Here is a 13,039-nt window from a genome sequence, read left to right as displayed (position 1 = left end):
GTAGCAAAGGGCGAAATGCGTTATAATAAGATCTAGTGAAAAAATGAAGGAGCGTTTACCTTGAAATATATTGAGTCCGTCAAAAATCAAAAAGTAAAGCAATGGAAGAAATTATTAACGAAAAAAGAGCGTGAACAAACAGGTACATACCTGATCGAAGGGTTTCATCTTGTTGAAGAAGCACTAAAAGAAAGCGATATTGTTCGTGAAGTGATTGTCAGCATTGAAGCTGTCATTCCTGGGAAATTTAAATTAGAAGGAACAGAAGTTACGTATGTGACAAGTGAAGTGTTGCATGCGATTTCCGATACAGAAACACCACAAGGAATTGCCGCAATCTGTGATCAAAAAAAGATCCGTTTCGAAGACCTTTCACCGAAAAAAGTGCTGTTAATCGATGCTGTGCAAGATCCAGGTAATATTGGGACGATGATTCGAACAGCTGACGCAGCAGGGATTGATGCGGTTATTCTTGGGGAAGGCTGTGCGGACGCTTATAATCCTAAAGTGATTCGCTCGACTCAAGGAAGTATTTTTCATATGCCTGTCCTAAAAGGAAACCTAACAGAAATCATCGGTACATTGAAGGAACAGAATATTCCGGTCTATGGCACTGCCTTAGAAAAAGCAGTTTCCTATGATCAAGTAGAAAAGTCGGAAACATTTGCTCTGCTTGTAGGCAATGAAGGACAAGGTGTTGACAAAAAATTGCTAGCACAAACGACGCAAAATCTCTACATTCCGATTTTCGGGAAAAGCGAATCATTGAACGTGGGGATCGCAGCGGGGATCTTGATGTATCACTTACGGAAATAGGGTTCTGGCGCGACCCGAGGTGAAACTGGCGCGATTCGAGACGAAACCGGCGCGAATCAAGGCGGAACCGGACGCGATCAGAGGCAAGTCCGGAGCGCAAACTCAGATTCCGGATCGAAAAGTTGTAGAATAAATTTGAATTTGAATCTCGGGTTGTTTTATATTATAATTAAAGCTAAATTTCATAATGAAAAAGACTATGACAGAGAAGAGTAGCATCGTATCATTCATCCAGGAAGAAAATGCCTTAGACTGCAAGCATTTTTATGATTATGTTGATGTGAATTCACCTCTTGAGTCGGCATCGGGATACAGATAAACCTGTTGAAAGCTGCATCGGCAAAAAGCCGTTATCTGTAATGAAGTGAGTGCTTATTTTTATTGGCGCTAATAAGGGTGGTACCGCGATACATAAACCTCGTCCCTTTCTAGGGATGGGGTTTTTTTGTGTTTATTTTTAAACAATAAAGGAGGATATATGATGCAGGAACGTTTACAAGAACTGCAAGCTGAAGCGTTGCAGAAGGTTGCCGAAGCTTCTGAATTAAAGGAATTGAATGACATTCGTGTCGCATATTTAGGGAAAAAAGGACCAATCACGGAAGTGTTACGCGGAATGGGCAAGCTTTCAGCTGAGGAACGCCCAAAAATGGGAGCGTTGGTGAATGTTGTCCGTGAAGAGATTGCCTCAAAAATCGAAGAAAAACAGCAAGTGCTTGAAGAGGCAGCTGTCCATGCCAAACTAGCTGTTGAAAAAATTGATGTGACATTACCGGGACGTCCGGTTAATAAAGGAAATCATCATCCGTTGACGCGTGTCATTGAAGAAGTGGAAGACTTATTTATCGGAATGGGCTACACGGTTGCGGAAGGTCCGGAAGTTGAAACAGACTTCTACAACTTTGAAGCGTTGAATTTACCAAAGAGCCATCCAGCACGTGATATGCAAGATTCCTTCTATATTACAGAAGAAACATTGATGCGAACTCATACGTCTCCAGTGCAAGCAAGAACGATGGAGAAGCATAAAGGGCAAGGGCCGGTTAAAATTATCTGTCCGGGTAAAGTATATCGTCGTGATAATGATGATGCGACTCACTCGCATCAATTCATGCAAATTGAAGGACTAGTGATTGACGAAAACATCTCAATGAGTGATTTAAAAGGAACGCTTGAAGTGTTTGCGAAGCAAGTATTCGGCAAAGAACGGGAAATTCGTCTGCGTCCAAGCTTCTTCCCATTTACAGAGCCATCGGTTGAAATCGATATTTCTTGTAAAATTTGCGGCGGCAAAGGTTGCAGCGTTTGTAAAGGAACCGGCTGGATCGAAGTACTCGGCGGTGGAATCGTTCATCCGAATGTTTTGGAAATGGCAGGATTTGACTCGAAGAAATATTCTGGGTTTGCGTTCGGTATTGGTGTAGAGCGTATTGCCATGTTGAAATACGGCGTAGACGATATTCGTCATTTCTACACAAATGATGTCCGTTTCCTAACTCAATTTAATCGCCACGAATCTTAATAATTTATTTAAAGGAGGAGCAATCCATGTTTGTTTCATATAAATGGCTGCAAGATTATGTCGATCTTTCTGGCATGACAGCAACAACGCTTTCAGATAAGATTACCAAAAGCGGCATCGAGGTTGAAGGAGTAGAAAAGAAAAGTGAAGGTCTTAAAGGGGTAGTCATTGGCCACGTACTAGAACGTGAACAGCACCCAAATGCCGATAAACTAAATAAATGTTTAGTCGATGTTGGTGGTGAAAGCCCAGTTCAAATCATCTGCGGTGCGCCGAATGTTGATAAAGGACAAAAAGTGGCAGTCGCAACGGTTGGGGCTGTGCTTCCAGGCAATTTCAAAATTAAGAAAGCGAAATTACGCGGTGAAGAATCGAACGGCATGATTTGTTCACTTCAAGAGCTTGGCATTGAATCAAGATTGATTGCAAAAGATTATGCCACAGGAATTTTCGTCTTCCCGAATGATGTAGAAGTCGGCCAAGATGCGCTTAGTGTTTTAGGACTTGACGATGAAGTACTTGAATTAGGCTTGACACCGAATCGTTCGGACTGTTTGAGCATGCTTGGTGTTGCTTATGAAGTAGGTGCCATCTTAGGTCGTGAAGTAAAATGGCCGGAAATCACCAAAGAAGAAAGCGCTGAAAAAGCAACAGATTTCATTCAAGTAAAAGTGGAAGCATCTGAAGATAATCCATTATACGTTGCGAAAGTCATTAAGGATGTGAAAATTGCACCATCACCACTTTGGATGCAAACACGCTTGATGGCAGCGGGCATTCGTCCACATAACAATGTCGTCGATATCACGAATTATATTCTACTTGAATACGGACAACCACTCCATGCATTTGATTATGATCGTCTAGGTTCAAAAGAATTAGTCATTCGTAAAGCGCATGCTGCTGAAAAAATTACGACATTAGATGATGTAGAACGTGAACTTGCAAGCGATCATCTTGTCATTACAAACGGAACAGAGCCAGTTGCGATTGCTGGTGTAATGGGTGGAGCGAATTCTGAGGTGCAGGACGATACAACAACAGTCATCATTGAAGCGGCTTATTTTGCTGGAACCGTTGTCCGTAAAGCATCAAAAGACCATGCGTTACGCAGTGAATCAAGTGCTCGTTTCGAAAAAGGCGTCGACCCGAATCGGGTTCGAGAAGCGGGAGAACGTGCTGCACAGTTGATCAGCCAGTATGCTGGTGGCACTGTGTTAGAAGGGTCTGTTGAAGTCGATACACTGACAATCGAACCAGCTGTCATTTCAATTACTCTTGAAAAAATTAATAAATTGCTCGGAACAAGCATGACGGTTTCTGAAGTCGAGTCGATCTTCACTCGTTTGCAATTCGGAGTTTCAGTAGATAATGAGACATTTACCGTAACTGTACCGACCCGTCGCGGTGATATTACGATCGAAGCCGATTTAGTTGAGGAAGCAGCTCGTATGTATGGCTATGATAATATCCCAACAACACTGCCAACTGGAACGGTTACACCAGGCCATTTGACTGATTATCAGCAAAAACGCCGCAAAGCACGTCGTACGCTTGAAGGTGCTGGGCTTTATCAAGCGATCACCTACTCATTAACAAGCAAGAATAAAGCGACTCAATATGCATTGGACGTTCGTGAGTCTGTTGCATTGGCGATGCCGATGAGTGAGGAACGTAGCCAGCTTCGCCTAAGCATTGTTCCTCAACTATTGGAAGTCGTGAAATACAATAATGCCCGTCAGCTTGATTCACTAGCTCTTTATGAAATCGGTTCTGTCTTCTTGAAACAAGATGGAGAACAACTTCCTGAAGAACGCGAACATGTAGCTGGCGCAATAACAGGTCTATGGGAATCAAACCCATGGCAAGGCGAGAAAAAATCAGTTGATTTTTACGTAGCAAAAGGCGTGCTTGAAGCATTATTCGATACACTAGGATTGACAGAGCAAATCGATTACCGTCAATCTGAAAAAGAAGGCATGCACCCAGGACGCACGGCAGAAGTCTTACTGAATGGCGATGTAATTGGCTTCGTCGGTCAAGTTCATCCAACAGTCCAAAAAGAACTGGACTTGAAAGAAACGTATGTTTTCGAGCTATCTTTCAAAGCGATGGCAGAAGCGGCTGTTGCACCGATCCAATACAGCGCAATCCCACGTTTCCCATCGATTACACGTGATATTGCCCTTGTTGTAGATGCAACAACCGTTGCGGGTGATATCCAAAAAATCATCGCAGAAGCAGGCGGAAAACTTCTTAAAGAAGTAAGTATCTTTGATTTATATGAAGGCGAACGCATGGAACCAGGTAAGAAATCTCTTGCGTATTCGTTGAAATATTTCGACCCAGAGCGCACGCTAACTGACGAAGATGTGACGAAAGCACATGAAAAAGTATTAGCAGCGGTGAAAGAAAAAGCTGGCGCTGAATTAAGAGGATAATTGTAAACAAAGCAGCCTTCCGAATGAAGGCTGCTTTGTTGTTTTAAGGAAGGAGTTGTGCGTAACTAATTAGCCAAAATTGATTAGTAAAAGTAAAGGTGGATTATGAATATAGTTCGATGATGTATAATAAAGTTTGATTAAAATCCTGTATTAATTTCCACTTTTTTTGTTCTGGTCGATGTTATAAAACTCAAGGATGTTACTCCACAAAAAGGCATTTAATTGAGTAACGCTCACTGAACTAAATAACATAATCTCCTTTGGGAGAAGTGTGTTAAAATTCATAATAAACCAATTGGGGGTATATTATGTTTGTACATAAAATTGATGAGGACTTATCTTTAAAACTAATGGATATAAGAGATGGGGAAAAGGTCTTTGAATTAACAAATAATTCAAGAGAATATCTTAGAGAATGGCTTCCTTGGCTAAATACTACAACAAAACTTGAAGAAACAATAGAGTTTATCAAAATAACTTTAAAGGGTTTCGCTGAAAATAAGAGCTTGAATACAGTTATTTTATTTAAAGGGACAATTGTTGGAGTTGCAGGTTACAATAGCATAAATTGGTCAAACAAAACAGCATATATCGGTTATTGGCTTGGCGAAGAATACCAAGGAAATGGAATTATGACCAAGGTGGCGAAAGCATTGACTGATTATGCTTTTACTGAGTTAAACCTTAATAAAGTTGAGATTAGGGCTGCGGTTGGTAATAAGAAAAGTAGAAGTATTCCTGAAAGATTAAACTTTGTAAATGAAGGATCTATTAGACAAGCAGAATGGTTATATGACCATTATGTTGACCACGCTGTTTATGGGGTTTTGGCAGAAGAATGGATTAAAAAATAGATAAACTTTTATCCCGCATTAACGGGCAGTAAGATCCCCACCTCAAGGCTTAGAGGAATCGAAGAAGCGTAGGTGGGGGACAACTGCCCGTAAAAGCCCGATTGGTGAGATACAGTGAAACTTACCTTTGTGGTCTTCAAAGGTTTAGTTGAACCAATCGGGTTCGTAGTGTCGCTTTACCGAAACGGAGTGGAGGTATTAGCGACACTAGAACGGGACTAACAATCAGTGGGGTTGAAGAAAGCCCCCACTGATTGAAGTTTCACTTTATTATGTTAACGGGCTGTTAGTTGAAAAGAATTAATTGATTTTAAAGCAGAGGTCATATTTAGTAGTTATTCCAGAAAAGGGTGCAATTGTTCAGCAACACAGGTAGAGAATGATCCACTTGAATATAATTAAAAGCTTGTTTTGATCCATCTTTTTTCAAAACAAGCTTTTTCTATTTGTTTTTTTATTTCAAGGTTACAGTAAAAGTTGAATAAAAAAACAGTATGAATTGGTTCATATCTCCAGTGTGAATGAGTAAAATCTCAAAAATAAAAGGCCCAACCCTAAAAGCCGGGGACTACCCTCTATTAATATTTCTTCCGATATAATGCCTTTGCTTTTTCCGTATTAGCAAAATGAACCTTCGTAAATTCATTCAACGCATCAATCCCTTTTTCATGAATAAGCCGTGCTGCTGCTTCATCTACTGCGTGGCCTGCGCCTTTGGGAATTTTGAATCCAGCTTTTTCACTCAATTTGTCAAAATACTTTACAAATGCATAGCGTGCTAAAATGGAAGCTGCTGCAACACTGAGGTGAATGCCTTCTGCTTTCGTGCTCAAATAAGTATTTTCCGCTTGAAACAGTTCTTGTCCCTTTAAATAGTTAAAAAACACATCGGGTTGGGCAAATTGGTCAATGAAAACAGCTTCTGCCTGTTCGGGTGAAATCTTATTAATGACATGCTTAATCGCTTGGTTGTGCAGTAAAGCTTTCATTTTTCCTTGTGACATGCCGCTAGCTTGCAAGGCATTGTACTTCGGATTGTCACATGTGAGCAGGGAAAATGGCACAACATCTTTAATCTGCTTGGCAATGTCAATGATTTGCGGATCTTTTAGATTTTTCGAATCTTGAACGCCTAATTCTTTTAATAGGGCTAGCTGCTCTTTTTTTGCATAAACAGCGACGACCGTCATTGGCCCGAAGTAGTCGCCAGTGCCAACTTCATCAGAGCCGATTATAGACATGGTACTGATATGGGCAGGTGGTGAATAACGATGTTGGGTGACAGAAGTCTTTTTTTTAGCAGCAGGAATCGCAACTTTTGCGTCGCTAGACCATTTCTTTGCTTCAACTTCTGCGGATGCACCTTGGAATAGAACTTTCCCCGACTTATAGGCAGTCACGGTACACTGCGCCGGTTTAGCCATAAAAATACTTCCCGGCGGTGTTTTATCAGATAGGGAAGTTTGGTAATGTCCCTTCAATTTGTTCATTTGAGCGGTGGAAAGTGTTAATACAACATTCGACATAAGTAAAGACTCCAATTCTTTATAGTTTTATATATGTAAGATCATTGTGTATTTTGTTTGTTAAGACCTACGAGCTCTTTCGCGTGCCTCCGCTTTTACTATTTCTAGCTCTAGGCACTATCTGCTCGCCATTTGTTTGTCACCGATAATCGGGCACCTTCCGCCTTTCTTGCTTTCATGACAGAAAACTTCATGATATGATAGAAATTAGGATTTTTCAGATTGGAGGCATCAGCTTGTCGAGTGAAAATAAAAATAGGATAACAGTTGATATATATGGACAGCAATATACAATCGTGGGTGAGGAGAGTTCAGGCCATATTCGATTAGTTGCTTCGATGGTGGATGATAAGATGCGTGAGATCAACTCCAAGAATCCTTATTTAGATACAAGTAAGCTTGCTGTATTGACAGCTGTGAATGCTATGAATGATTATATAAAAATAAAAGACGAAATATACCAGCTAGAACTGGAATTAAAGAAAGTAAAGGACTGAGTACATGTTAGACTTGGCGATTTTGGCCATTCTCTTAATTGGATTTTTAGTTGGCTTGAGACGGGGGTTCATTTTGCAGCTCATTCATTTGACGGGCTTTTTTGTCGCTTTTGCCGCGGCTTATACGTACTATGATGAACTCGCCCCGAAACTAACCTTATGGATTCCGTTCCCATCTATGAGCGGTAATTCAGAAACAATGAATATGTTTATCGGTCAAGCAAACCTTGAAGAAGCTTATTACCGTGCAATTGCATTTGCGATCATCTTCTTCGCTACGAAGTTAGTGTGGCAGCTATTTGGCTCAATGTTGGACTTCATATCGAACCTACCAATCTTGAAGCAGTTGAATCGATGGGCTGGTGCAATTTTAGGTTTCGCTGAAGTATATCTTATCATGTTTATTCTATTATACATAGCTGCATTACTGCCAATGGCCAACGTTCAGGACGCGCTGAATGGCTCGTTCATGGCGGATCTCATCGTAAAAAATACCCCCTATCTTTCGGGGAAAGTAACAGAGTTGTGGTTTCAATATGTAGCTGCATAAAGTGAAACTTCTATCAGTGAGGTGTAGTTTCCCACTGATGGTTAGTTGAACCGGAATAAAGGCTGCAAGTTCTTTAGATGGCCTTGTGTCATCTTTTTTTAAGAATTCGCGTTGGAAGGGTGAGGAACCATGTCAATCAATAAAAAAGACATCATTAAACTATTAGAAAAAATAGCAATCTATATGGAGCTAAAGGGTGAAAATCCATTTAAGGTATCAGCGTTTAGAAAAGCGGCAGCTGCACTTGAAACAGACGATCGAAGTTTATCATCGATAAGTAATTTTACAGAATTAAGCGGAATTGGCAAAGGAACTGCTGCTGTGATTGAGGAATATATCAATGAAGGGAAATCGACTGTTCTAGAAGAACTACAGGAACAGGTGCCAAAAGGATTGGTGCCATTATTGCAACTACCAGGACTTGGTGGCAAAAAAATTGCCAAGCTACACAAAGAACTGCAAATTCGGGATATACAAGAGCTGAAGGCAGCGTGTGAAGAGGGGAAAGTCCGCGGACTTACTGGATTTGGCGCGAAGACAGAAGAAAAGATTCTTACCTCGATTGCTGAAGTAGGTTCCAGGCCTGATCGTCTCCCACTTGCTTTCATGATGCCAATAGCAATGGATATTGAGACATCGCTTGAAAATATGACAGATATCATCCGTTTCTCGAGAGCTGGCAGCATCCGTCGCATGAGAGAGACGATTAAAGACATTGATTTCATTATTTCATCGAACAACCCTGAGAAGGTGAAGGAACAACTACTTTCCTTGCCTGCCATTAAACATGTCATTGCAGCAGGTGATACGAAAGTGTCCGTAACACTTGATTACCAATATGATGTGTCGGTGGATTTTCGGATTGTAACAGATGCTGAATTTATTACAACGCTGCACCATTTTACCGGATCGAAAGACCATAATGTGCGAATGCGTCAGTTAGCGAAAGATCGTGGCGAGAAAATTAGTGAATATGGCGTTGAAAATATGGAGACAGGTGAGATTCTTACCTTTGATTCAGAAGAAGCCTTCTATGCCCATTTCGATCTGCCGTTCATACCACCGGAAATTCGTGAAGATGGAACAGAAGTGGAAGGGTACACGGATAAAGAACCACTTGTTTCCCTTGGAGATATTAAAGGGGATCTCCATATGCATACAACCTGGAGTGATGGAGCTTATTCCATTGAAGAGATGGTTGAAGCGTGCCGTGCTAAAGGCTATACATATATGGCGATCACCGATCATTCCCAATATTTAAAAGTTGCCAACGGATTAACAGCTGAACGATTACGGGAACAAAAAGAGATCATTCACGCTTTAAACGATAAATATGATGATATTACTATCCTATCAGGAATCGAAATGGATATTTTGCCTGATGGATCTCTCGATTATGAGGATGAATTGCTTGCCGAAATGGATCTTGTCATTGCTTCGATTCATTCAAGTTTTTCACAATCCAAAGAGAAGATCATGGAACGACTAAGAAACGCGATGGAAAATCCCCATGTGGATATCATTGCCCATCCAACAGGCCGTTTGATTGGGAAACGTTCTGGATATGAAGTCGATATGGACCAATTAATCGAACTCGCGGCAAAAACAAACACCGCACTAGAACTGAATGCTAATCCGAATCGATTAGATCTTGCTCCTCCTTATTTAAGAAAGGCACAAGAAGCGGGCGTAATGATCGTGATTAATACGGACGCACATAATTTTGATATGCTTGAACATATGGCAGTAGGCGTCTCTTCAGCGAAAAAAGGCTGGGTGAAACTTTCTTCCGTCTTAAACGTAAAAGAACCAGACGAACTACTTGCCTTTTTAAACAGAAATGATTAATTGACGCACATGAAAAGGGAGGACTACAACTCCATGCATTCGAAAGTTTTGAAAACATTGGAATTTGATAAAATAAAAGAACAGCTATTGAAATATGCTTCTTCTGCAATCGGTAAAGAAAAGGCGGCTGAGCTCGCCCCTTCTACAGACCTTACTGAGGTGACAAACTGGCAGGAAGAAACAGATGAAGCAGCAAATGTACTCCGTAGGAAGGGCAATGTCCCACTCGGTGGAATATTTGATATTCGTCCACATGCCAAACGGGCCCAAATTGGTGGGATGCTCAGCCCTCATGAATTAATGGAAATCGCTAGCACCATTCGTGCAGGCCGAATTCTTGGTCGCTTTTTTGAAGAATTACTTGAAAATGAATTTAGTGTGCCAAACCTAAATGGCTATATGGAAACATTGCTTCCTCTGCCTGAATTGCAACAGCAAATTTCCTATTGCATTGGGGAGAATGGCGAAGTCCTAGATTCAGCTAGTGATAAATTAAGAACGATACGAAATCAACTGCGCACAAACGAAAGCAGAATACGTGAAAAATTAGAAAGCATGATTCGTTCTTCTAATGCTCAGAAAATGCTTTCCGATGCGATTATTACGATTCGAAATGATCGATTTGTTATTCCAGTTAAACAAGAATATCGCAGTAATTACGGCGGAATCATCCATGACCAGTCCTCTTCAGGGCAGACTTTATTCATAGAACCGCAAGTGGTTGTTGAGCTCAATAATGTACTTCAAGAAGCAAGATTGAAAGAACAGTTGGAAATTGAGCGCATTCTTGTGGAATTATCACAAGCGGTTGGCGAGCATACGCATGACTTACTCGTCAATGTAAAGGTACTTGCGCAAATCGATTTCATTTTTGCAAAAGCCCGTTATGCGAAGGCAATCAAAGGTTCGAAACCTGCTTTAAATGATGAGGGCAGAGTTAAACTATTAAAAGCAAAACATCCTCTCATTCCTGCTGATGAAGTAGTAGCAAACGATATTTACTTAGGTGATGAATTTACAACGATTGTGATTACCGGGCCGAATACCGGGGGGAAAACCGTAACGATTAAAACAATTGGGCTTTTAACATTAATGGCTCAATCAGGCTTACAAATCCCTGCTTTGGATGGATCGGAAGTCGCTGTATTCAAGCATGTGTTTGCGGATATTGGTGATGAACAGTCCATTGAGCAAAGCTTAAGTACGTTTTCTTCTCACATGGTCAATATTGTCGATATTTTAAAGTATGTGGATTATGAAAGTCTTGTCTTATTTGATGAGCTTGGTTCTGGAACAGATCCACAGGAAGGTGCGGCACTTGCCATCTCCATCCTTGATGAAGTCTACAAGCGCGGGGCAAGAGTCATCGCGACTTCCCATTATCCGGAATTAAAAGCATATGGCTATGACCATGAAGGGGTCATCAATGCCAGTGTCGAATTTGATGTGGAATCACTAAGACCGACCTATAAGTTATTGATCGGCGTACCCGGACGCAGTAATGCATTCGAAATTTCAAAGCGGCTCGGATTGAATGATGCAGTGATTAATCATGCGCGCAGTCATATTGGCGCTGATACGAATAAAGTGGAGAGTATGATTGCCTCACTAGAAGAAAGCAGAAGACAAGCTGAAGAGGATGCAAGGGAAGCAGCAGATTATCTAAAGCAAACCGAAAAACTGCATAATGAGCTGCAAAAAGAAACGCTGGAGTATCATCAAGAAAAAGATTCGCTGATGGAGAAAGCGGCAGAAAAAGCAGCCGATTTAATTGAACAAGCGAAAAAAGAAGCGGAAGCCATTATTGCCGATTTGCGAAAGATGCGACTTGAGAAAAGTGTCGATATTAAGGAACACGAATTGATTGAAGCGCGAAAACGTTTGGAGGAAGCAACACCAGTTATCAAGAAAACGTCTAAACCACTCGTGAAAAAAGCGCCTAGAACGATTCAACCAGGTGATGAAGTAAAAGTGATCTCTTTTGGGCAAAAAGGGCACGCAATTGAGAAAGTTTCCAATACAGAATGGCAAGTACAAATTGGGATCATGAAAATGAAAGTAGACGAAGCCGATATTCAGCTGATTGGTGCGCCAAAGCCGGAAAAAATGGCAAAGCCACTATCAACGGTAAGAGGCAAGGACTATCATGTAAGCTTAGAACTTGATCTTCGCGGTGAACGCTATGAAAATGCCTTATCAAGAGTTGAGAAGTATATTGATGATGCCCTGCTTGCAGGCTATCCTCGTGTATCCATCATTCATGGCAAAGGAACAGGTGCTCTAAGACAAGGGGTTCAGGAATATTTGAAAAACCATCGCTCGGTTAAACGCAGTCGCTTTGGTGAAGCGGGTGAAGGTGGAACAGGAGTTACAGTCGTCGAATTTAAATAAGGGCGAATCAGGAGAAGTTGAATGGAAAAAATCTGGGGAAATGAATATGTGTATACGACTGCTTATTATAGTGTTGTCATTTTATGTATTGTCTTGTTTTTAGCTGTATTTGAGCTGGTAACCAAGTATAAAAATTGGGAAGAAATTAAAAATGGCAACGTATCTGTCGCGATGGCCACAGGCGGAAAAATATTTGGAATATCCAACGTTTTTCGCCACTCCATTATTCACAACGATTCTTTATTGACGATGATTGGCTGGGGGGTTTACGGATTTGTTCTGTTATTACTCGGCTATTTCATATTCGAGTTTTTAACCCCAGGCTTTAAGGTCGATGAAGAAATTGAAAATGACAATCGCGCAGTCGGACTATTGGCGATGATTATTTCCATCGGCTTGTCCTTTGTCATTGGAGCAGGGATTTCATAAGTCTTAGAGAAGGGAAGAAGTTGAAATGTTGGAAAGACTTGCGAAGATCTTATTTATTTGCTGCGGAACCTTTCTTGTCATTGGAGTTATTTATATGGTAGTCAGTGGTTAAATCACAAAAAAACAGTTTACCGAAAAAGGGTCAGACCCCACATCCACTTT

The 13,039-nt window shown here is 41.0% G+C and carries 10 protein-coding genes and 1 other annotated feature; of the genes, 9 read left to right on the top strand and 1 reads right to left on the bottom strand.

The annotated features are described in order from the left end of the window. Nucleotides 1–60: 60 nt before the first annotated feature. The 4 genes from JNUCC23_RS16275 to JNUCC23_RS16260 all read left to right on the top strand — a co-directional run bounded on the left by JNUCC23_RS16275 (nucleotide 61) and on the right by JNUCC23_RS16260 (nucleotide 5,636). Nucleotides 61–816: a TrmH family RNA methyltransferase gene (locus JNUCC23_RS16275; RefSeq protein ID WP_454212436.1), complete on the top strand. Its 756-nt coding sequence runs from the start codon at nucleotides 61–63 to the stop codon at nucleotides 814–816. Between the two features lie 190 nt (nucleotides 817–1,006). Further along, nucleotides 1,007–1,245, top strand: a binding site (T-box leader). A 52-nt stretch (nucleotides 1,246–1,297) separates the two neighbouring features. After that, nucleotides 1,298–2,338, top strand: a complete 1,041-nt coding sequence (gene pheS / locus JNUCC23_RS16270) for a phenylalanine--tRNA ligase subunit alpha (RefSeq protein ID WP_062176953.1) — start codon at nucleotides 1,298–1,300, stop codon at nucleotides 2,336–2,338. Nucleotides 2,339–2,364: 26 nt separating this feature from the next. After that, nucleotides 2,365–4,779: a phenylalanine--tRNA ligase subunit beta gene (pheT, locus tag JNUCC23_RS16265; protein ID WP_403069207.1), complete on the top strand. Its 2,415-nt coding sequence runs from the start codon at nucleotides 2,365–2,367 to the stop codon at nucleotides 4,777–4,779. A gap of 311 nt (nucleotides 4,780–5,090) precedes the next feature. After that, nucleotides 5,091–5,636 carry a GNAT family N-acetyltransferase gene (locus JNUCC23_RS16260; RefSeq protein ID WP_062176957.1) on the top strand — a complete coding sequence of 182 codons (546 nt, stop codon included), beginning with the start codon at nucleotides 5,091–5,093 and terminating at the stop codon, nucleotides 5,634–5,636. Between the two features lie 578 nt (nucleotides 5,637–6,214). Here JNUCC23_RS16260 and rnhC read toward each other — a convergent pair. Next, the gene (gene rnhC, locus JNUCC23_RS16255; RefSeq protein ID WP_454212433.1) at nucleotides 6,215–7,162 is read right to left on the bottom strand and encodes a ribonuclease HIII; all 948 of its coding nucleotides are present in this window, start codon (nucleotides 7,160–7,162) and stop codon (nucleotides 6,215–6,217) included. Nucleotides 7,163–7,398: 236 nt separating this feature from the next. On the opposite strand from rnhC, the gene zapA reads away from it, so the two are divergent. From zapA to JNUCC23_RS16230, 5 genes are all read left to right on the top strand, one after another. Then, nucleotides 7,399–7,659, top strand: a complete 261-nt coding sequence (gene zapA / locus JNUCC23_RS16250; RefSeq protein WP_062176962.1) for a cell division protein ZapA — start codon at nucleotides 7,399–7,401, stop codon at nucleotides 7,657–7,659. Nucleotides 7,660–7,663: 4 nt separating this feature from the next. Further along, nucleotides 7,664–8,209, top strand: coding sequence for a CvpA family protein (locus JNUCC23_RS16245; protein ID WP_403069215.1), 546 nt, complete (start codon nucleotides 7,664–7,666; stop codon nucleotides 8,207–8,209). Between the two features lie 129 nt (nucleotides 8,210–8,338). Beyond that, on the top strand, nucleotides 8,339–10,057 hold the full coding sequence (polX, locus tag JNUCC23_RS16240; protein ID WP_403069218.1) for a DNA polymerase/3'-5' exonuclease PolX: 1,719 nt from the start codon (nucleotides 8,339–8,341) through the stop codon (nucleotides 10,055–10,057). Between the two features lie 33 nt (nucleotides 10,058–10,090). Next, nucleotides 10,091–12,448: an endonuclease MutS2 gene (locus tag JNUCC23_RS16235; RefSeq protein ID WP_403069221.1), complete on the top strand. Its 2,358-nt coding sequence runs from the start codon at nucleotides 10,091–10,093 to the stop codon at nucleotides 12,446–12,448. Between the two features lie 21 nt (nucleotides 12,449–12,469). Beyond that, complete coding sequence (locus JNUCC23_RS16230; protein ID WP_062176973.1) at nucleotides 12,470–12,877, top strand: DUF350 domain-containing protein; 408 nt, start codon at nucleotides 12,470–12,472, stop codon at nucleotides 12,875–12,877. Nucleotides 12,878–13,039: the final 162 nt, after the last annotated feature.

The sequence above is a fragment of the Peribacillus sp. JNUCC 23 genome (genome assembly GCF_053653995.1).
The sequence above is the reverse complement of the archived record's forward strand: the minus strand, read 5'-3'. Positions and strand labels throughout refer to the sequence as shown.